At 53.3% G+C, this 20,051-nt stretch carries 18 protein-coding genes; 9 read left to right on the top strand and 9 right to left on the bottom strand.

Annotation, left to right across the window (positions count from 1 at the left end; all coding sequences use genetic code 11):
• Window positions 1–27: 27 nt before the first annotated feature.
• Both WKR14_RS03685 and WKR14_RS03680 read left to right on the top strand, forming a co-directional pair.
• The gene (locus tag WKR14_RS03685; RefSeq protein WP_226563738.1) at window positions 28–1,935 is read left to right on the top strand and encodes an ABC transporter ATP-binding protein; all 1,908 of its coding nucleotides are present in this window, start codon (window positions 28–30) and stop codon (window positions 1,933–1,935) included.
• A gap of 44 nt (window positions 1,936–1,979) precedes the next feature.
• Complete coding sequence (locus WKR14_RS03680; protein ID WP_096141983.1) at window positions 1,980–2,432, top strand: DUF2390 domain-containing protein; 453 nt, start codon at window positions 1,980–1,982, stop codon at window positions 2,430–2,432.
• Here WKR14_RS03680 and WKR14_RS03675 read toward each other — a convergent pair.
• Window positions 2,392–4,005, bottom strand: a complete 1,614-nt coding sequence (locus WKR14_RS03675) for a GMC family oxidoreductase (RefSeq protein WP_101056763.1) — start codon at window positions 4,003–4,005, stop codon at window positions 2,392–2,394. The two genes, WKR14_RS03680 and WKR14_RS03675, sit on opposite strands and share 41 nt — an antisense overlap.
• Window positions 4,006–4,024: 19 nt before the next feature.
• Window positions 4,025–4,531 carry a TAT leader-containing periplasmic protein gene (locus WKR14_RS03670; RefSeq protein WP_101056764.1) on the bottom strand — a complete coding sequence of 169 codons (507 nt, stop codon included), beginning with the start codon at window positions 4,529–4,531 and terminating at the stop codon, window positions 4,025–4,027.
• A 122-nt stretch (window positions 4,532–4,653) separates the two neighbouring features.
• Here WKR14_RS03670 and WKR14_RS03665 point away from each other — a divergent pair, with 122 nt between their 5' ends.
• The 3 genes from WKR14_RS03665 to WKR14_RS03655 all read left to right on the top strand — a co-directional run bounded on the left by WKR14_RS03665 (window position 4,654) and on the right by WKR14_RS03655 (window position 6,862).
• Window positions 4,654–5,631, top strand: coding sequence for a hydrolase (locus WKR14_RS03665; protein ID WP_101056779.1), 978 nt, complete (start codon window positions 4,654–4,656; stop codon window positions 5,629–5,631).
• A complete protein-coding gene (locus WKR14_RS03660) occupies window positions 5,615–5,872 on the top strand; it encodes a YheU family protein (RefSeq protein ID WP_156020294.1) in 258 nt (85 codons plus the stop codon). Before WKR14_RS03665 ends, WKR14_RS03660 begins: the two co-directional genes overlap by 17 nt.
• A gap of 102 nt (window positions 5,873–5,974) precedes the next feature.
• The gene (locus tag WKR14_RS03655; protein ID WP_039035531.1) at window positions 5,975–6,862 is read left to right on the top strand and encodes a phosphoribulokinase; all 888 of its coding nucleotides are present in this window, start codon (window positions 5,975–5,977) and stop codon (window positions 6,860–6,862) included.
• Between the two features lie 345 nt (window positions 6,863–7,207).
• Here WKR14_RS03655 and WKR14_RS03650 read toward each other — a convergent pair whose 3' ends face one another.
• Window positions 7,208–7,990, bottom strand: coding sequence for a tetratricopeptide repeat protein (locus WKR14_RS03650; protein WP_373296859.1), 783 nt, complete (start codon window positions 7,988–7,990; stop codon window positions 7,208–7,210).
• Between the two features lie 356 nt (window positions 7,991–8,346).
• Here WKR14_RS03650 and crp point away from each other — a divergent pair, with 356 nt between their 5' ends.
• The 4 genes from crp to WKR14_RS03630 all read left to right on the top strand — a co-directional run bounded on the left by crp (window position 8,347) and on the right by WKR14_RS03630 (window position 11,401).
• On the top strand, window positions 8,347–8,982 hold the full coding sequence (gene crp / locus WKR14_RS03645) for a cAMP-activated global transcriptional regulator CRP (protein ID WP_025011303.1): 636 nt from the start codon (window positions 8,347–8,349) through the stop codon (window positions 8,980–8,982).
• Between the two features lie 85 nt (window positions 8,983–9,067).
• Window positions 9,068–9,415 carry a PepSY domain-containing protein gene (locus WKR14_RS03640; RefSeq protein ID WP_101056767.1) on the top strand — a complete coding sequence of 116 codons (348 nt, stop codon included), beginning with the start codon at window positions 9,068–9,070 and terminating at the stop codon, window positions 9,413–9,415.
• On the top strand, window positions 9,396–10,070 hold the full coding sequence (locus tag WKR14_RS03635) for a response regulator transcription factor (RefSeq protein WP_101056768.1): 675 nt from the start codon (window positions 9,396–9,398) through the stop codon (window positions 10,068–10,070). Before WKR14_RS03640 ends, WKR14_RS03635 begins: the two co-directional genes overlap by 20 nt.
• A complete protein-coding gene (locus WKR14_RS03630) occupies window positions 10,070–11,401 on the top strand; it encodes an ATP-binding protein (protein WP_165564482.1) in 1,332 nt (443 codons plus the stop codon). The genes WKR14_RS03635 and WKR14_RS03630 overlap by 1 nt, the downstream gene beginning before the upstream one ends.
• A gap of 80 nt (window positions 11,402–11,481) precedes the next feature.
• Here WKR14_RS03630 and WKR14_RS03625 read toward each other — a convergent pair whose 3' ends face one another.
• The 6 genes from WKR14_RS03625 to astA form a co-directional block, all read right to left on the bottom strand.
• Window positions 11,482–14,940 carry a zinc-dependent metalloprotease gene (locus WKR14_RS03625; RefSeq protein WP_339087388.1) on the bottom strand — a complete coding sequence of 1,153 codons (3,459 nt, stop codon included), beginning with the start codon at window positions 14,938–14,940 and terminating at the stop codon, window positions 11,482–11,484.
• Between the two features lie 23 nt (window positions 14,941–14,963).
• Window positions 14,964–15,827 (bottom strand): hypothetical protein, encoded by an 864-nt coding sequence (locus WKR14_RS03620; protein ID WP_206194653.1) that lies wholly within the window; start codon window positions 15,825–15,827, stop codon window positions 14,964–14,966.
• Between the two features lie 52 nt (window positions 15,828–15,879).
• Window positions 15,880–16,272: a hypothetical protein gene (locus WKR14_RS03615; protein ID WP_339087387.1), complete on the bottom strand. Its 393-nt coding sequence runs from the start codon at window positions 16,270–16,272 to the stop codon at window positions 15,880–15,882.
• A gap of 327 nt (window positions 16,273–16,599) precedes the next feature.
• A complete protein-coding gene (locus WKR14_RS03610; protein WP_339087386.1) occupies window positions 16,600–17,400 on the bottom strand; it encodes a DUF1338 domain-containing protein in 801 nt (266 codons plus the stop codon).
• A gap of 83 nt (window positions 17,401–17,483) precedes the next feature.
• On the bottom strand, window positions 17,484–18,944 hold the full coding sequence (gene astD / locus WKR14_RS03605; protein WP_339087385.1) for a succinylglutamate-semialdehyde dehydrogenase: 1,461 nt from the start codon (window positions 18,942–18,944) through the stop codon (window positions 17,484–17,486).
• Between the two features lie 10 nt (window positions 18,945–18,954).
• Entirely contained in the window at window positions 18,955–19,974 is a 1,020-nt protein-coding gene (astA, locus tag WKR14_RS03600) for an arginine N-succinyltransferase (RefSeq protein WP_039035546.1), read from the bottom strand.
• Window positions 19,975–20,051: the final 77 nt, after the last annotated feature.

Raw genomic sequence — 20,051 nt, 5'->3', positions numbered from 1 at the left:
AATTCAGCGTATTCCAAAGCAGTATTCATGATCACCATTTCCGATGCCCAGTTGATCCGTGGCACCAAGACCTTGCTTGACGAGGCCTCATTGACTATTTATCCCGGCCACAAGGTGGGATTAGTCGGCGCCAACGGTACGGGCAAGTCCTCATTGCTGGCCCTGATTTTAGGGCAACTACACCTGGACAAAGGCGAGATCAGCGTGCCATCCCAGTGGCGCATTGCAACTGTCGCCCAGGAAACCCCGGCGCTGGAGGTAACGGCACTGGAATATGTGCTCGATGGCGATCGAGAGTTTCGCGAGCTCGAAACCCAGTTGGCCAAGGCTGAAGCCGAGGATAATGGCCACAGGATAGCCGAACTGCACGGCAAGCTTGATGCCGTAGGCGGCTACAGCATACGCGCCCGTGCCGGTACTTTGCTGGCAGGTCTTGGCTTTACCGAGGCCCAGCAGAGCCATCCGGTGAAGAGCTTCTCCGGCGGCTGGCGGATGCGTCTCAATCTGGCGCAGGCACTGCTGTGTCGCTCAGAATTATTGCTGCTCGATGAACCCACCAACCACCTGGATCTGGATACCATGTACTGGCTGGAAGGTTGGATTAAATCCTATCAGGGTACGCTGGTGCTGATCAGCCACGACCGTGACTTTATCGATGCCATAGTGGACGAAATCGTCCATGTGGAACACCAGAAACTCAACTTCTACAAGGGTAACTACAGCGCCTTTGAACACACTCGCGCCGAGCGTATGGCCCAGCAACAGGTGGCCTATGAGCGCCAGCAGCGAGAGCGGGCGCATATGCAGTCTTTTGTGGACCGCTTCCGTTACAAGGCCAGTAAGGCCAAACAGGCCCAAAGCCGCCTGAAGGCACTGGAAAGGATGACTGAGTTGATGCCTTCCAAGGCCGACAGCCCTTTCTATATGGAGTTTCGCGAGCCGGATGCGCTGCCCAACCCCTTGGTGAAGATGGAAGATGTGTCGGTCGGCTACGGCGACAAGGCTATTCTCAACAAGGTGCATCTCAATCTGGTACCCGGCGCCCGCATCGGTTTGCTGGGGCGCAACGGTGCCGGTAAGTCCACCCTGATTAAGTTGCTGTCTGAGCAGCTCTCGCCCATGCGCGGCCTGTACGAGCCCAATCCCGGGCTCAATATCGGCTACTTTGCCCAGCATCAGATAGAGTTTCTGCAGCTGGATGATACCCCGCTGCAGCATCTGCAGCGCCTGGCACCCAATGCCCGCGAACAGGAGTTGAGAGACTTCCTCGGTGGTTTTGGGTTCCAGGGAGATATGGCACTGGCCCAAGTGCGTCCCTTCTCCGGTGGTGAAAAGGCCCGTCTGGTATTGGCGCTGCTGGTTTGGCAACGCCCCAATCTATTGCTGCTTGATGAGCCCACCAACCATCTGGATCTGGAGATGCGCCACGCCCTGACCGTAGCGCTACAGGGCTTTGAAGGCGCCATGGTGATAGTTTCCCACGACCGTCACCTGCTGAGACTCACCTGCAACGACTATTATCTGGTCGACGGCGGCGAAGTGCGGATGTTCGATGGCGATCTGGATGACTATCACCAGTGGTTGCTGGATGCCGCCAAGGCCGCAACGGCGAGTGTGTCCCAGGTTGACGAAGCCTCACCGGCCCAGGACAAGAAGCTGCAAAAGCGCCTGGAAGCTGAATTGAGACAAAAACTATCACCACTGAAGAAACGCCAGGCCAAACTGGAAGCCGAGCAGAGCCAGGCTACCGACAGATTGGCGGAGCTGGAAAATCTGCTGGCGGATACTTCTCTCTACGAGGCCGAGCAAAAGCCCAGACTGACGGAGATCCTCGCCGAGCGCACCCAACTTTCGCAGGCGCTGGAAGAGAGTGAAATGAACTGGTTGGAACTTCAGGAAGAGATAGACACCATCGAAGCCGAGTCAGGCCTTTGAGCCGGGGAAACCCGGGTGTTGAGATTGCAAGCAAGGAGAAAAGCGTGCCACATACGAGTCTGTTTACCTCTAGTCTTTGGCAGGAATGTGAAACACTTTACCCGGCGCTGGAAAGCCTGCTGATAAAACTGCAGGACGAACACGGCCTGATAGTCAACCTCTTGCTGCTGGCGCTGACTCTGGACAACAAAGGCGTTAGCCTCAACCAGGGATCATGGTCCCAGCTCCACAGCGAAGTTGAGCAGTGGGAAAGCGGCATTCTGCGCCCCTATCGGCGGCTGAGACGCTTGGCCAAACCCAACCTGGGACAAGCCGAGTACCAACAGATGTTGGATGTCGAGCTGATGATGGAACGCAGAGGGCAGCAGCTGATATTGCACAAACTCAATGGCCTGCCTCGCAGCGTCACTGAAGACAAGCAACACAATCTCAGTACCTATCTGGCACAGTTCAACCTCAGCCCTCAGCAACATCCTGCACTGCTGGCTCAGGCTTGAGCCTCCGGGCCAGTAAGCTGGCGTTGCGCGCAGTCAAACCATAGATACTCAGCTGTGGATTGGCTCCCAAACTGCTGGGGAATACAGAGCCATCCATCACCGACAGATTGCTGTAGTAATGCGCCTGGCCTTCGCTGTTCACCCAGGATAACTGCCTGTCTTCCCCCATGGCGCAGCCGCCCATCACATGCGCCGAAGCCACTATGGTCTTCAGTGGCGCCAGCGGCATGTCGGCAATAACCTGTTTGGCCTCTTGCCAGGAGGACAAAATTCCGGCGCCCTCATTGATGGGCATAACCTGCTCGGCGCCTGCGGCAAACTGCAGCTCGGCCATGCTGGCAAAGGCCCGTCTGGCGGCGGCAAACAAGGCCGGCGTCAGAGGGTAATCCAGGGCAGTGCCTTTATCTGTCAGCAATACCTGGCCACCGGGCAATTCCGGCGAAAAGCCATCCCGGATCAGGGCTATGGTGACCTGCAGATGATTGAACCAGGACATCAGCTCGGCATGCTGTGGCCCATACCCCAGGGTTTTGGAGGCGATAAGCACAGGATGCACCGGCGGTACCTCCAGCTTATATCCTGGTTGACCAGTGGCACCATCTTGCCAAACAAACTGATCCGAATATATCGACTGCGGTGCCCCGGAGTGGGCATTGATTGCCTCCCGAAAGCGAGCGCCACTGAGCACGGTTGGGTGTAAACAGGTCTGCTTGCCGAGGCGCTGATAGGGATCTGTCATTTGTGAACGCAGCAGTAATGCCGGAGTGTGGATTGCCCCGGCCGCCACCACATAATGACGGGCGCGGATCATCAATTTGACTCCAGTGGGCTTGTTATAGCCATCGAGCGCCTCGGCTCTGAGGGCAAAAACCCGCTCACCATGATGCTCGAAGCGCTCGGCGCGAACATGGCTGTATAACTCTGCTCCGGCATTCAGGGCAGCAGGTATGGTGGTGACCAGCATGGATTGCTTGGCATTAACCGGGCAGCCCATGCCGCAGTACCCCGTGTTCCAGCAGCCCAGCACATTGCGTTTGATAACTGTGTAGTCCCAGCCAAGCTCGACACAGCCATCCCTGAGGGCCTGGTTGTTGCGGTTGGGATCTATCGGCCAACGACTGATATTAAGCCTTTGCTCCATCTTGTCGAACCAGGGGTTCAACTCGCTGCGGGACAAACCTTTAACCCCAAGGCTTTGCCAATAATCCAAGGTGGCTTTGGGGGTGCGAATCGAAGTGGTCCAGTTGACTGTGGTGGAGCCGCCGACCGACTTGCCCTGGAAAATACCTATTCCCTTATCCAGGGTCTTCATGGCCGCCGCTTGCTGGTAGAGTTCTGGATAGGCGCGGCGCTCCTCCATGACAAAGTCAGAGGATGACTTGAGCGGCCCGGCCTCCAACAGCAAGACTCTGAGCCCAGCCTGAGTCAATATTTCAGCCGCCGTGCCACCGCCGGCACCTGTGCCTATGATGACAACATCCGTCTCCAGTTCAAGATCCTCGGTCAAAGAGGCTCCATCTGTATGTTTCCAACCTGCGGCCAGCCCGGCCAAAATGGGATCAGCTATCGGCAAATGTGTCTCCAGTCGGGTATCAGAGTGCCAGTTTTGGCTTGTTATAGTTAAGTCTGTCCCAATGCTCAGGGCAGGCATAATAGCTTGCCATCAACAACTCTCTGAGACCGAGATAGGCTTGTTGCAGCAGCGCCATCCAAGAGCTGCGCCAGGATTCCAGCATCTCGACCAATTCGTTGGGGCTGCGCAACATCAGAGGAGTCATGCTGCCGCTCAGCAAGAGTAAGCCAAAGCGGTTTTCCAGCATGTCGAGCAGCTGTTCCAGCTCCTGACGCTGGGCCTTAGGTAGCCATTTCAAAGTTTGATTGACCGCATCCAGAGTGCGATTGATGGCATCAACTCTATGCTTGCTAATCTCCGGCAATGCGCCTTCCAGCAACACAGGGATCAAGGCGCCGAGCAGAAGGTCATGGGGTTTTTCGTGCTCACTCAGGTTGGCGATCTCCTCATCCACATAGAGGCTGACACCTAACGCCAGTGCCGTTGTTCCTCCCAAAGTCCAGAGTAGAAACTGCCGTCTTTGCATGCCTGTCCTCCTGTCATTTCCCTGCACTGGGCTGTGCTGACATCTGTGTTACAATTCGGCCGATAACCAATTAACCACAGCAAAGCGCCCACGGCAATAGGCCATTTTGCATGCGAGATATCATGAGCAGCAGTTTTCGTCCGCCCTGGTGGGCCAGAAGCCCCCATTTTCAAACTATCATTCCCGTGCTGACCAAGGTGGCTGGGCTGCCGCTGCGGCGTGAGCGTCTGGAGCTGGAAGATGGCGACTTTATCGACCTCGACTGGCTTAAAGCGCCTATCCCGGGTAAGCCCTTGTTGGTAATACTGCACGGGCTGGAAGGCAGCGCCGACTCCCACTATATCCGCCGCCTGCTGCGCGAGTGTCAGAAGCAGGAGCTGGCAGCCGTAGTGCACCATCACAGAGGCTGCTCGGGTGAAGACAATCGCCTGGCGCGCAGTTACCACAGCGGTGATACGGCCGATATCAGCCATAGCCTGCAAACCCTGAAGCAGCGCTATCCCCATTCGCCTCTGCTGGCGGTAGGTTACAGTCTAGGCGGCAATGTACTGGCCAAGTACCAGGGAGAATTTGCAGAGAAAAGCCTGCTCAGCCGCGCCGCCGTGGTATCGGCACCGCTGGCGCTGGCATCCTGTGCCAAGCGGTTGGAGAAAGGCTTCTCCAAGGTTTATCAAAGTTATCTTATCCGCCAACTGCAGCAAAAAATGCTGCTAAAACTCGAGCGGGGCAATAGTCAGTTGCCGCTGAATGGCGAAGCCATCAAACGGCTGAACACCTTTTATGATTTTGACCATCAGGTGACGGCACCGCTGCACGGCTTCAACGGTGTCGATGACTATTATCAAAAGGCCAGCGCCTTGCCTTTATTGGGTAAGATAGCCAAGCCGACCCTGATAATTCATGCAGCAGACGACCCTTTTATGACTGACGCCGTTATCCCATCATTGGCACATCTGCCCGCCTGCGTCGAATATGAGCTTCATGCCAATGGCGGCCATGTGGGCTTTATCGAGGGCGGCACACCGTGGCAGCCACGCTATTATCTGGAGCAGCGTTTGCTGCGTTATCTAACGGAGTCAACTCATGCTGATACCCTATGAATCCCTGCTGCAACTGCCCAATGAAACCCTGGATAACCTGATTAAAGAATTCCTGCTCTCCCAGGTGGAAGACGGCAGTTTTGATGCCCTGGGTGACAAAGCGCTGGAACAGGCCATCGGCAAGTGCCGCTTGGCGCTGAAGGAAGGGCATTTACTGGTAGAATTCAGCGAAGATGACGAGTCTGTTGCCATCCGCTCCCGCGAGGAGATCATGCGCCGAACTCCACTTGCCCATGATTGACCCGTCCCCCTGCATTCCTTTATAAGTAGTTAACTAAAGGTTAACGGGCCAGACAACCACAGCGTCGGCCTGCGCCCAAGTTTTTTAAAACAGGTAGGAAAAATGTCTGCAAAACATCCAATTATCGCAGTGACAGGTTCATCGGGTGCCGGAACCACGACTACCACAACCGCCTTCAGTCACATCTTCAGACAACTGGGGATCAACGCGGCCATGGTGGAAGGGGATAGCTTTCACCACTATACCCGCGCCGAAATGGAAGTGATGATCCGCAAGGCCAAGGCCGAGAACCGCAACATCAGCTATTTTGGCCCGGAAGCCAATGACTTTGCCCGTCTGGAAAAGTGTTTTGCCGACTATGCCGGCACGGGACAAGGGGAAACCCGCTCCTACCTGCATACCTTCGATGAAGCCGTGCCTTACAACCAGATGCCGGGTACCTTTACTCAGTGGCGACCGCTGCCGGAAGACACGGATATGCTCTACTACGAGGGGCTGCACGGCGGTGTAGTAACCGGCGAAAGCAATGTTGCCCAGCACGTGGATCTCTTGATTGGCATGGTACCCATAGTCAACCTGGAGTGGATCCAGAAGATTATCCGCGATACCTCTGAGCGCGGCCATACCCGTGAAAAAGTGATGGGCTCAATCGTGCGTTCGATGGACGACTATATCAATCACATGACGCCGCAATTCTCCCGCACTCATATCAATTTTCAGCGGGTCCCTACGGTAGATACCTCCAACCCCTTCAGCGCCAAGGATATTCCCAGCCTGGACGAAAGCTTTGTGGTGATCCGCTTTCGCGGTATCAACAATGTCGACTTTCCTTACTATTTGAAGATGATCCAGGGAGCTTTTATGTCCAGGGTTAATACCCTGGTCGTGCCGGGTGGCAAGATGTCACTGGCGATGGAGCTTATTCTGACACCGCTTATCAAAGACCTGATGGATAAGCGCCAAGCCCTGCTGGAGCAGGATATTGAATAGGCTGGATGCAGATAAATTTTGGCTTCAGACTCGATTAAGTTTGATTTAAGTCTAAAGGGGTAAATTACAGTCATCGGGATTTCAGGCGAAATACTGATGGTTGACATACTCTTGGGGATAGATTCCCCCATCTTGATCTGTTTGTTCCCTCGAGTATGTCAACAACCTACCCTATTTTAGATGCCCATAATGGGCATTTTTTATTGCCCGAATTCTTGCTCTCCATGCAAGCGTCAGTCTCTTCCTCTGACGCAAACACAATCAACCACAGCTAAAACTTCAACCAAAACCCCAGCGTTCGGCAAAGGAATTATCCGTATCGGCTTGAAGCATTCACAATGGGCGTTATTCCATCAAGGGCACCACTTCACGGTAAGGCTTATGACTGCGATAACTCTCCAGCCGCTGCCGGAATTCAAGCGCCTTACTGAGATCCTGCGACTGCTCCAGCGCTGCAATGGCCTGCTGCTGAGTCGCCACTGCGGCAGTAAAATTCCCTAATTCGGCGTAAGCAGCCGCCAAGTTATCGAGATTGGTGGGGTCCTGATTGTTGTCTTCCAGTAGTTGCTTGGCAAGCGCCAACGCCCGACCACCATCGCGGTACTTGGCTTCGGGGCAAGTGGCCAGGATCCAGGCGGCATTACCAAGAGAGATGTCATCACCGGCCGAGCTGAAAAACGCCACAGCCTTGCCGCAATGGCGGTTAACCCCTTCCCCACCTGAAGCATAGAGGAAACCCAGTCTGAACTTGGCCCAATGGTTGCCCTGCTCCGCCAACGGCAGATACCAACGCTCGGCCAGCGCCAAGTCCCGCTGCATCAACTTGCCTTCAAATGCCAGGTCTGCCAAGGTTTGCTGCGCCTTGGTTTCGCCCCCGTCGGCAGCCTTGGTCAACCAGGCAAGGCCGGCAATTTTGTCCTCGACGACGAAACGGCCGGAGAGGTACATCAAACCAAGCAGGTACTGAGCCTCCACTTCACCATTGGCGGCATTGAGCTGAATATAGGCCAGTTTGCTGGCGGCAATTTCCTTGCTTGGCTGGGGAATGGCAAAGGCCTGTAACTGTCCGCTGAACAGACTCAAGGCCAACATGGCAGCCGCTGCAATTAAGGGAGATTTCACTCTGATACCCTTTGATAATCTACGCATACAGACTCATAAATTAGCCCGAACCCGGCGTAAAAGTCGAGGTCAATCCAACAATAAAATGCTAATAATAGCCCTCAATGAGCTTGGCGAATTGTGAGCAAGGCAGAGAAGATGTGATTTAACCTACAGACTCGAGCGAATCCGGAGGCTTTTAATCTGAATTGGTTGACATGTATCACTAAAGTATCAGAATGATAACCAAGATTAGCGATTTAATTGCGTTGATTCACTCAGTCTAAACTAAGACCTGGTTCAAAGTTTACTCTTTGATATTGACGTAAAATCCTTATTTAGAATATCCTTACTTTCGTTTTAATCAATCGAGGAACATAGGCATGGCTCTGATTGGTAAGCCAAAACCAGATCCGACTTTGGAGTGGTTTTTATCACACTGTCACATTCATAAGTATCCAGCCAAAAGCACTCTGATCCATGCTGGTGAAGATTCAGACACCCTGTATTACATAGTTAAAGGGTCTGTTGCCGTATTGATTAAAGATGAAGAAGGTAAGGAAATGATCCTCTCTTATCTGAATCAGGGCGACTTTATCGGTGAACTGGGTCTGTTCGAAGAGCAAGCCGAGCGTACCGCTTGGGTTCGCGCCAAGCAAGCCTGTGAAATTGCTGAAATCTCTTACAAGAAGTTCAAGCAACTGATCCAGGTTAACCCAGAGATCCTGATGAAACTGGCCGCTCAGATGGCTCACCGTCTGCAAAGCACCAGTCAGAAAGTGGGCAACTTGGCCTTCCTCGACGTGGCAGGTCGCATCGCTCAAACTCTGTTGCATCTGGCCAAACAGCCTGATGCCATGACCCACCCAGACGGTATGCAGATCAAGATCACCCGTCAGGAAATCGGTCAGATTGTTGGCTGTTCCCGCGAAACTGTGGGCCGCATCCTCAAGATGTTGGAAGAGCAGAACCTGATCCAGGCGCACGGTAAAACCATAGTGGTTTACGGTACCCGCTAAGCCAGCTTCAGCTTGATTTAAGCCTGATTCTATAGAGTGGCCAAGGTAAATAACCTTGGCCACTTTTGTTTTTCAGGAGCATCAATTGAGAGGGCTATTTTTCGTTTGCTTTATTAGCCTGACTTTGAGTACTGCAAAGGCTGAAGTGGCAAGTCCCCACCTGGAACCCGATCACGATATCGCCAAGGAATTAGTGAAATCCGGGACGATTCTCTCCTTGGATGCCACTCTCTCTCAGCTACAATGGGTGTGCCATGGCAAATTGATTGACGCTCATCTCTATCAGAAAGAGGGTGAATGGCGTTATGATTTGCAGATAAAAGTCGAACATGGCCATATCGTCAGCCTGAGCCTGAATGCAGGCACAGGTTTATACGATGACCTAACCCCATTACCGAGCGAATGTCGTCCCAATGAAACTGCTACTCGTTGAAGATAACGCCCTGCTGGTTGAAGAACTGGCAAAACAATTAAAACAAGCAGGCTATGTCACGGATGTCACCGACAAAGCCATAGAAGCCGACTATCTGGTCAAAGAAACCCAGTATGACTGCATCATTCTCGATATCGGCCTGCCCGATGGCAACGGCTTGCAGTTGCTGGAAAAATGGCGTCAGCAGGGACTGACCACTCCTGTGATTATGCTGACAGCTCGCAGTCAGTGGCATGAAAAGGTCGAAGGCTTCAATGCAGGTGCCGATGACTACCTGGGTAAACCCTTTCACACCCAGGAACTGTTGGCCAGACTGCAGGCAATTATCCACCGTACCCATGGCCGTGCTACTGTGCCTGGCAAGCAATTGAACTTCGGCGGCGTCAGTCTGGATGAAGCCGAACAGGCGGTGACAGTCAATGGACAACATTTCGACCTGACTGCCATGGAGTTTCGCTTGCTGCGAATTTTCTTGATGTCGCCCAAGAAACTGCTTTCCAAGGCGCAGATCACAGATAAGCTGTACCAGTTTGACGATGAGAAAGAGAGCAATGTGGTCGAGGTCTATGTCACCCATCTGCGCAAGAAACTGGGTAAGACAGCGATAGAAACCCGTCGCGGCCAAGGTTATATCTTTCACGGCAGCCAATCCTGATGATGTCCATCCGCACCAAGCTGAGCCTGTGGCTGACAGCACTGGTGTTACTGAGTACCCTGATAGGCCTGGCGTTTATGGAGTCCATGCTGCGCCAGGCATTTCACGACTCTATCATCAACCGCTTGCAAGAAGATCTGGAACAGGTGGCACTGGCCACTCACCTCAATGACGGTGAGATCCTGATAGATCAGAGCCTGCTTTCCGGCTTCTACAAACCCGCCTATTCCGGGCGCTACTACCAGCTCAATCTGCCGGATCGGGAGATCCGCTCCCGCTCCTTATGGGATCAACGCCTGGAAATAGTGCAGTTGGAGCCGGGGCAAACCCGCGCCTGGCAAACCAAAGGGCCACAAAATCACGACATTCAGTTGTTGTCATTGGGGCTGACCTCCAGTAGTAAGAAGATCAATGCCACTCTGACAGTGGCGCAGGATCTCAGTATAGGCCGCAAGGTATTTACCGAGGTTTATGGCACCAAACTGAGTGTCAACCTGGCCATGCTGCTGGCAATGATCCTGGGGATATTTCTGGTATTGCGGCAATCCTTCAAGCCGGTGAAGCAGATAAAACAGGCGCTGGCCAAACTCAGAGAGGGGGAGATCAACTCGTTGTCGCTGGAGACCATTCCCCCAGAAGTCAAACCCCTAGCCGAGACCTACAACGAGTTGCTCGAATACACGAGTAATCAAATTCAACGCAGCCGCAACAACCTTGGCAATCTCAGCCACGGTCTGAAGACGCCACTGGCAGTGATGCGCCAGCAGGTAGAAGCGCTGGGGCTGAAAGATCCCGATACCGCCAGGGCACTGGAGCAACAACTGGATCAGATCCACAAAATGATAGAGCGTAAACTGGCGGCGGCGCGAATAACCGGCGATATGCTGCCGGCGGCGCAGCTGGTACTGCCAAGAGATCTGGAAAGCCTGTGCCAGACCTTGGATAAGGTACATAGATACAAGCAAATCAGTTGGCGCTTCGATATCAGTGATGGCATTCCCAGGCTGCCAATCCACAGAGAAGACGGCATGGAGCTGCTCGGTAACCTACTTGATAACGCCTATAAGTGGGCCTCTAGCCTGGTATTGGTAAGGGTATGGCAACATCAGGGGCAGGTATATGTCAGCGTCGAGGATGATGGCCCCGGGGTGGCAAAGGAAAACATGCAAACCCTCACCCGCCGCGGCAATCGCCTGGATGAAGAGATCAATGGTCATGGGCTGGGGTTATCGATAGTCAAGGATATTGCCGAGCAATATCAGTTGGATATCGACTTCGGCAAGAGCCCGGCACTGGGTGGACTCAAGGTTTCACTGACCTTTAAGGCCTGAAGGTTAACCTGGCCCCTCAAACAAAAATAGAGAACCCAGCCTAGGCTGGGTTCTCTGCTATCAAGCTGTCAGCCCTTGGCTCAATCAAGCACTGGCAGGTAGCTCAGAGCCAGGCGGTCACGGCTCAATTGACCATTGAGTATCTCACCCACAGTGCCGCCCTTGAGCTGCTGTGCCAGCAGTTCAGGAGAAGCCGAGGCGATAAACTGCTGCACTTCTTTGATGCGGGCAATCAGCGCCAGCGCCAACTTATTCTCGGCGGTCGCGGCATAGATTTTACCGTTCAGGGACACTTGGGCCTGCATATCCAGCCCAGGGGCAGCCTGATGAATACCAACATATTCACGCCATACCCTGGCCTTCTGCTCACCCTGATAATCGCTGTCGACCGAGGCCAACACCACTTGTCTCAGCATCATCTGCAGCAGGTTGCTCTTGCCTTTGGGCTGACCATTGACGGTATCAAAGCCGAAGAAGCGTGATACTGTGCGGTCATAATTGGGCAGAGGCTCTATGCTCTGGCTGGCAAAATCGCTGTAGTAAGGCAGATACGTTTCCAGCTCAGGGCTGCTGTTGCAGGCATCGGCAAACAAAGGCTTGCCATTGCTGACCAGATCCGGGCCATTACCCAGCGCCATGCGGCAAAGCATATCTTCGAACAGCTTGCCGGTTTGTGGCAGATCCACCAGCGCCTTGTGACCACGGCTGGAAGTCGATCTCGGCGTCGTGCGACTTACCAAGGCACGCACTGCCAGCAGTTTGTCCGGCCATACCCCAAGCACATCACGCTCGTTGACGTAAGGATGGTTGGGCGAGCCTTCAGGCGCCTTGATCCCGTTCAGCAAACGACCGGCGAAGGTAACATCGGCGCTCAGCATATCCCGGAACTCTTCCTTGATACCATAGTTGATAATCAGTTCCTTCAATGCCTCTGGAGAGTCGGCAAACCGGCTGATCACTTCACCCGGAGCAAACTTCATGGTCATGTCGGCGCTCTTGAAGCGATACTGCTCCAACAACTTGGCAAAGTTGTACTGCTGTCTCAGGGCTGCCTGACCATCTTCGGTGCGGAAGGTGACATCTACCACGGCATCGTTCTCACCGGCAAGGCGCAGGAACAGGTCGGCCGCCTTGTTCATCGCCCTTTGGTTGGCACAATACCAGCTATCTTGGCCGGCTGCGGCTTTCACCTGACAGTCATTAGCGAAGAAATTTTCCGGCAAGTCAAAGATCCCCTCGAGGAAGCTGACATCTTCAATAAACTGGCGGATCTCATCAAACTGACGCTTGCGGGCAATGGTGTAACCCAGGCTGTGGTCTTCATAAAGCGACTGACGGTTATGTCTCAGGTTACTGGTTTCATAGCTGTCCTGATATCTGTCGATATAGAACTGGGCGATGTCATCCAGGTTCTGACCGGCATCACTGCGGTTACAGTTGCTGTTGAGCGACACATGTTCGTCAGTACAGAAGGCATAGCTGCGCAGCTTGTGGTCGCGGGCAATGTTGTAGAGCGCGCCGAAACGTGTCTCGCCCTGGAGCACTCCTTTTTGCAGCTCCTCACGACGCTTGGCATCTTCCGCTTTGAGGGAGACAAAGTCACCGCTGTCAGCCTCGACTTCACGGGCATAACCGAAACGCAGCGCCGCCAGGTCATAGGGCTCAAATGTCGTGGCAAAACGGTTGACGTTATAGTCCATCTGGCTGGAGAACTCGGCGTTCACTTTCAGATCAGGATAACCGGCACCGGCAAAGGCCTGGTTCAGGGTTTCCAATTCCTGTTGGCTGAAGGTGTTGTCACCATCGCGGCTACCGGCGAAGTTGTGTCTCAAGCCGAAGTTGTGGCCCAGTTCATGGGTCAGGGTACCGGCAAAGGCCTGGGCGGCCAGCGCCGTGCTCAGGCTATCCTGCAGGTCCAGGCTCAGATTCTCGAATGCCTGCAGCTTACCGCCAACATCACCATTGACCCACAACTCGGCATTCTGCCAATCAATCTTGTGATCCTTGACGCCGGCCGGCAGCATTCTTTGCTGACCACCTGCGGCAAACACAGTGTCGACATGCATCAAAGTATGCTCGGACCAATAGTCACGGCTGGCTTCATCGAAATCGGCCAAGGCGTTGAACTGCTGCTCGGCAGGTTTAAGTGGCAAAGCGGCCGGAATGGCCGCCACCATCACATCGGCGGGCTTGTCCAGCGCCGCAGGCACAGCTTGCAATGTGGTGGAAGCCGCTGGCTTAACCACGGCTTGCTGATAAGGCACGCCGGTGAGCGCTTCGACCGAAGCCGCATTCAGCTTGCCGCGGTTATAATCCAGCATCAGTTGCCGATAGTAACGCACCGCGCCTTGCTTGAGGTTGGAGCTGTATTGGTTAACCCTGGCGCTGACAATCTCCCCTGTCAGTGGGTTGGCTGCTGAAGGACCGTAACCGGCCAGACCGTTATCCAGAGGCTCATCAAACAGAGTGATATGGTTATAACGCAGATCGCCATGGCGTTTATCGCCCGCCTGCTCCAGCTTAATCTGTGGCAAGCCGGTATGATAACGGCTGTTGGCGATATTCATCGCGGTCACAGATTCGATAGCCGCATCCAGGAAAGGCTTGTTCTTGGCTTCATAGAAGTTGTTGGACAAGTAGTACACCAACTCACCCTTAGCCGGGTTGAAGCGGTTCAGGTAGGTACGAACATAGCCATCCACCCCTTCTGAGTCGGTTCTGTCCCGATAGCTGTGACTGGAGTTGAAGAAACCAAAGGTGCCCTTCTCATGCTCGCTGTAAGGAATGGCTTGATAATCTTCACTGGCAAGCTGATCCAGCGCCACTATGGAGATAAATTCCGTGGTGGTGAACGACAGATTATCCAGATTGCCACCGTAAAACTGATTGAAACACTGGCCCGATGCCTGATAGGTGTGTTCAATCTCGAAGTTGATTACGCCCTTGTCCAGGTCCATTTCATAGCCTTTGTAGGCTCCGGCATTGACCAGTTTTGGGGATTCAGTTTCGGTGACACACTCACCAAACATAAAGATATCGTTGATCCCCAGCTCGGCAATCTTGGTGTCGGCAAAGTCAGGCACAAAGAAGCGCTTGTCCTGCCAGGTCAGGTTGGCATCTGTATTGACCTGCTCGACGTTGATGCATTCACGCCACTTGTCTTCGGTACATCTGAAGTCTATGTACTCACCTGGGATGGTCAGTACCGGGGCCTGGTTGATGCCCTCCTGGTAGCGGCTGTTATGACCAAGACCTATGGCGTCCCGGTCCAACTGGCGAACCTGAATACCATTCTCTGTCTTGTGCAGGGTCACCAACTTGGGATCCCCCTGGCTGAAGCCGCGGATAGCGGCGGCATAACGCGGCGCCTTGCCGACACTGCGGATATAGAGGTATTGGCGCTCACCGGCCTTCTCTATCGAGTCGCTGCTAATCTGTTTCTCATCTTTGGGCAACTCCTTGTACGGTTCTTCTCCTGCCCCACATCCTGCGAGTGCCAGGCTGGCTGCTATCGCCAGGCTCAGACTTGACTTCTTCATTTAATCCTCTGAATAAATTGAGTTTATAGGTATTTTGTTACTGAGAAATAGAAGGTGGAGCTGCGCTTGTCATACAGCTCAAATCCTTCTGAAGGCCCCAGTTCCGGGTGGTAGAAACGACCGCTGTTGTTATGGCCAATGGCCAATGTCCAACTCTCGGCAGGCATCCATCCCAGTTCCTGGGCAAAGGTGAATTGGTCATCCATACGACGACCACGGTAATTCTTCGACATCCGATAGCGACCGCTGATATCCAGGTACCAATTACTGGCAAACTGCCAATAGGCATCGGCCACCAGATCGACCTGATGTTCAATCAGCACCCGCTCACCGGCGGTCTTGTACTTGTAGGCGTTGTACCTGTATCTGGGAGACAGGTAGAAGCTGAAGTTGCCCTCAGGACGATAGAAGAGATAAGCCGCCACTCTGGGGGCATACTCCAGTCTATCCAGCTTGCTGTAATGTCCCGCTGGCAGATAGACACCGACACTGCCCTTGAGCGAGAGAGTATTGGTCAGGGAATAGAGTGGCGTCCTATACTCAAGCAAGGGGTCAAAAAAGCTCGACTCCTTACCGTGCAGCGTCTCTTTTTCACCGCCAAAAGTCAGCAGCACACTGCCCCAATCACTGTTGTAATCGACCCTGGCATCCAGACTATAAGCCCGATACGCATCGAAGGCCGACTCACTGTAGACATTGCGGGTATAAGACGCATTAAAATAGGCAGTCCATTCGCCGAATTCTTCCTGTTTGAGTTCAAACTCATTAACCGCCTGAGCTTGTCCCGCAAGCAATAGTAAGCCCAGCAAAGGGAAGCTCGTCTTTGCTTTTTTACTTTTTATTATGCGTGACAAGGCCAGATCGCGGTGATATTTACCGGATCTCATATTTAAAAGCCTTAATTTATTTAAAACGAATTAATCTGGAGATAATTCCAGTCTAAGAGGTACTGCCACAAATAGGTTTTACCCATTCGAGGAGTAATTGCGCCCAATAGGGCATCCAATCAAAGGAAAGTTGCGGGACCCCCAGGTTGGGTATACGGGGCCCGCAGAAAAACAAAATAAACCAACTGACGGCAATAAATTTAAACACTTCGGCCAAGACGGCATTGTCAGCCAGTTTAACGGCCATAATACAAGGCAAGGAAAGAGAATAGATTGCCAGCTGATTTACCTGTGATGTGTTCTGTTTGGCAATAGATATCAGTGTATTAACTTCTTCAAACTCATTAGATATCGCTGCATTAGAAAAAGCCAAGAACAATAGCAAAGGCATGACAAATTTAACCAAGCTCAGCAATTTACTATTCGACTTTTTTCTCTCGTTCATGTTTTTTTCGCTGTTCCAAGGGGAATAGCGTCTCGATATTGATTCTAATGCACTCAATACATATTGTTACGTATGTAAACAAGCATAGGCGTGAAAAACCTTACAATCAACAACAATACTTAATGACTAGTCTAAATAGATTAAAAACTGGGTGTACGTCATAAAAAACATCATAAAAACAAATTAACACAGCATAAAAAACACCAATGAAAAACATATTTAAAACACAACAAACACATTAACGCATCAATATATTAAGCATGTCGTTTTGTTTATAAAAAAAGGCCTCCCTAATTAAGGAGGCCATTTATAAAAGTTTAAGCAATGCTATGCTTTGACGTTAGTGCTCTCAAAAATCTTATCTGCCGAGGCCGCAACAAAGCCGGTATAGAGTTCACCATCGGCTTTGGGATAACGCAGGGCAAATTCATAGAAACAACTGGGGATCTCTACCGTCTTGTCATCGAAGGCGACGGGGATTCTGTCGGCCATGGTGGAAGACTGTTCCAGCAAGACTTCAGCTGATCCTTTGATCTCACCGCCAACACTGTTGAGGGTAAACCCCGCCTCCTTGAGCGCGGTATTCACGGCAGCCAGGGTGCTGAACTCGGCCAGATGGTTCACAAACACGGTAAAGTGGTTGGCACGATAACCAAAAGCGGCAACCCAGGCAGCATACTCACTCTCGGCGAGCAGGGCTTGGTAGGTGTCATAGTCAAGCTGCCAGTGTCTGCCTGAATAAGTAAAGTTATCTGCGGTCAACGCCTGGGTTGGGATCTGCTCAACCAAGTCGGCAACCCGCTGCTGCAACTCTGGGCTGAACTCTTCCACCAGCAGCTCAGAAATAAAGACCTTGGGCTGAGTCGGGTCCGGATGCTCAAAGTGCTTTGCCACCAGCTTTTTCTGCTCAAAGCGATAATCGCCGCAAACCACATAGCCCAGCGCTTCGAAATGGGCTGCCAGCACATCCAAGCCCACCTTAGGCAGATTGAATGTACGCAAGGCGATATGGTCGTTAATAATCGCCTTGCCTTGCCCCAACAGCTGGTGCACTTTGGCCGCCGATGGCGTCATCTTGATATAGTCCTGCCACATGGCATTGAACAGCGCATTGATATCTGTATGCATGGTTATTCCCTGTGTAATGCAGTTTGCCCAAAGGCAAATGGTATGTTCAAAAAAGGGAAGCGCCACTGCGCTTCCCTTCACTGTCAGAGGCTAAGTCCCGGACTCAATGATGGTGGCAAACTCAGACCATCGGCCTCCATGGAAGCCACGGGATAAGCACAATAGTCGGCCGCATAGAAGGCGCTGGCTCTGTGGTTACCCGATGCCCCGACACCGCCGAATGGCGCCGCACCAGAGGCTCCGGTGATCTGCTTGTTCCAGTTCACTATGCCGGCACGAATCCGTGCCAGGAAATAGTCATAGTCTTCACGGCTATCGGCCAGCAACCCGGCAGAAAGGCCATAGCGGGTATCATTGGCCAGCGAAATCGCCTGGTCAAAGCTGCTGTAGCGCACCAGTTGCAGCAAGGGTCCGAAATACTCTTCATCCGGCAGTTCAATCACCTCGGTAACATCAATCAACCCAGGAGACACCAGACCGGTACCGCTCTCAATATGGGTCAGTTCCACCAGCGAGACCCCGCCGAGATTCTGCAGATTACGCTGCGCCGCGACCATTCCCTTGGCTGCTGCTTCAGAGATCATCGAGCCCATAAAGGGCTGAGGTTCGGCATTCCAGGGGCCGACAGCTATCGCTTTGACCGCTGCAACCAAGGCGGCAATCAAAGCATCGCCCTGCTCACCTTTCTCTATGTAGAGACGGCGGGCACAGGTACAGCGCTGGCCACTGGAGATATAGGCAGATTGAATTATTTCGTGCACGGCCGCCTTGATATCACAGATCCCTTTAACAATGAGCGGATTGTTGCCGCCCATTTCCAGGGCAAGGATCTTGCCCGGATGACCGGCGTACTGCTGATGCAGCAAGTGGCCGGTGCGGGAGCTGCCGGTAAAGAACAGACCATCAAGCTGAGGATGTGAAGCCAGCCTCTTGCCGGTTTCCACTTCGCCCTGCACCAGATTGATGACCCCGGCGGGCAGACCGGCTTTCTCCCACAGCTTGAGCATCAGCTCAGCCACTTTGGGCGTCAGCTCCGATGGCTTGAATACCACGGTATTGCCCGCCAGCAAAGCCGGTACTATATGGCCGTTGGGAAGATGCCCAGGGAAGTTATAAGGCCCAAAGACCGCCACTACACCGTGGGGCTTGTGTCTCAGCACCGCCCGCCCGGCAGGCAATTCATTTTCAGTTTCGCCGGTACGCTTGTGATAAGCCGCGACCGACAGACCAATTTTGCCTATCATGGCACCCGCCTCAGTGGCCGTTTCCCACAGTGGCTTACCGGTTTCCTGCGCTATGGTGTCGGCGATTTCCGCCTTATGGGCTTCCAGTTGATCGCGATAGGCCTCTATCACCTGCAGGCGGCCATCAAAGCCGAGCATAAACCAGTCAAACTGCGCCTCTCTGGCGGCTGCAACGGCAGCGTCTACCTGAGCCGGGGTAGCGGCATTACCCTGCCACAGGGTTTCGCCGTTGGCCGGGTTGCTTGAACTCATTGCCTGGCCTTCGCCAGCGAGCCATTGGCCCTTGATAAATTGTGTCATTATGCTGTTCCTATATTGCCAATACCCTGACCGATTGCCCGTCTGCCACCAAAAGTGCGGCGGCCAACTCGCTCGACAGGATCACTTCTTCACTGTCGTCTGTCAGCGCCAGCTTGGCCGAACCGGCACGGTAGTCTGCCAAATGGGTGTTGGAGAGAATAAAACTGTCCTTTGATTGGGGCATATCACCGATACGCACCGTCAGCAGGCGACTCTCGCGCACGGAGCGAATGTCCGCCAGATTGCATTCAACCGTGGGGCCACCATCAAAAATATCCACATAGTTGCGCCAGCGGAAACCTTCCGCCTGTAACAGGCTCAGGGCCGGGCGTGTATTGGTATGCACTTCACCGATAACCTTCTGCGCCGCTTCGGGCAACAGGCAGACATAGACAGGGCTGCGGGGCATCATCTCGGCCATAAAGGCCTTCTGCCCCAGACCAGAGAGATAATCGGCCTGAATAAAGTCTATGCCGAGGAAGTTTTGCTGCAGCCAGCCGTAGAAAGGGGAATTACCGTTTTCATCGCTGACCCCGCGCATCTCGGCGATAACAGTTTCACCGAACCGATTGGCATGCTGGGCCAAAAACAGAAAGCGACTGCGTGACAGCATGCGGCCATTGTTGCCCTTGCGATAGGAGTCTCTCAGAAACAGGGTGCAGAGCTCGGCGGCACCTGTGTAGTCATGACACAGGCTGAGGGTTTCAACCTCGTTACGTACTTCTATCTGCGACGAATGATAAACCTCTGTGCCCAAACGGTAATGGTAGAAAGCATCTTCCATTCCCACTGCGGCTTCCAGACCACAGGTGCCCACAACCTCCTGGGTCTCTGTGTCTTCCAGCACCATGAGGTAGCCTTCATCAAAAGGCGTTTCCACCGCCTTGGCGAAAGAGGTTTCCGAACGGGCGATCTTGCGGGTCAGCAGTTCATCATTGACCGGCAGCGAGGTGAATCCATGGCCCGATTCTTCGGCGATACAGCGCAGCGCCGGGAAATCTGAGGCTCGGATAGGCCGTATGATTAACATGGTTAAATCTCCACTCATCCACAGTTGCTGCTCCGTCGGGCCCGCCCGTCAGAACAGCAGCTGTGAGTCTATTGCGC

Source organism: Shewanella chilikensis (assembly GCF_037953065.1).
In the GTDB taxonomy this organism is placed as follows: domain Bacteria; phylum Pseudomonadota; class Gammaproteobacteria; order Enterobacterales; family Shewanellaceae; genus Shewanella; species Shewanella chilikensis.
This window is presented reverse-complemented; position numbering and strand designations above follow the sequence as displayed.

Coding starts and splice junctions, on each gene's coding strand:
- WKR14_RS03685 (WP_226563738.1), top strand. CDS start 28: ATGATCACCATTTCCGATGCCCAGTTGATCCGTGGCACCAAGACCTTG.
- WKR14_RS03670 (WP_101056764.1), bottom strand. CDS start 4,531: ATGCAAAGACGGCAGTTTCTACTCTGGACTTTGGGAGGAACAACGGCA.
- WKR14_RS03665 (WP_101056779.1), top strand. CDS start 4,654: ATGAGCAGCAGTTTTCGTCCGCCCTGGTGGGCCAGAAGCCCCCATTTT.
- WKR14_RS03660 (WP_156020294.1), top strand. CDS start 5,615: ATGCTGATACCCTATGAATCCCTGCTGCAACTGCCCAATGAAACCCTG.
- WKR14_RS03655 (WP_039035531.1), top strand. CDS start 5,975: ATGTCTGCAAAACATCCAATTATCGCAGTGACAGGTTCATCGGGTGCC.
- crp (WP_025011303.1), top strand. CDS start 8,347: ATGGCTCTGATTGGTAAGCCAAAACCAGATCCGACTTTGGAGTGGTTT.
- WKR14_RS03635 (WP_101056768.1), top strand. CDS start 9,396: ATGAAACTGCTACTCGTTGAAGATAACGCCCTGCTGGTTGAAGAACTG.
- WKR14_RS03630 (WP_165564482.1), top strand. CDS start 10,070: ATGATGTCCATCCGCACCAAGCTGAGCCTGTGGCTGACAGCACTGGTG.
- WKR14_RS03625 (WP_339087388.1), bottom strand. CDS start 14,940: ATGAAGAAGTCAAGTCTGAGCCTGGCGATAGCAGCCAGCCTGGCACTC.
- WKR14_RS03620 (WP_206194653.1), bottom strand. CDS start 15,827: ATGAGATCCGGTAAATATCACCGCGATCTGGCCTTGTCACGCATAATA.
- WKR14_RS03615 (WP_339087387.1), bottom strand. CDS start 16,272: ATGAACGAGAGAAAAAAGTCGAATAGTAAATTGCTGAGCTTGGTTAAA.
- WKR14_RS03610 (WP_339087386.1), bottom strand. CDS start 17,400: ATGCATACAGATATCAATGCGCTGTTCAATGCCATGTGGCAGGACTAT.
- astD (WP_339087385.1), bottom strand. CDS start 18,944: ATGACACAATTTATCAAGGGCCAATGGCTCGCTGGCGAAGGCCAGGCA.
- astA (WP_039035546.1), bottom strand. CDS start 19,974: ATGTTAATCATACGGCCTATCCGAGCCTCAGATTTCCCGGCGCTGCGC.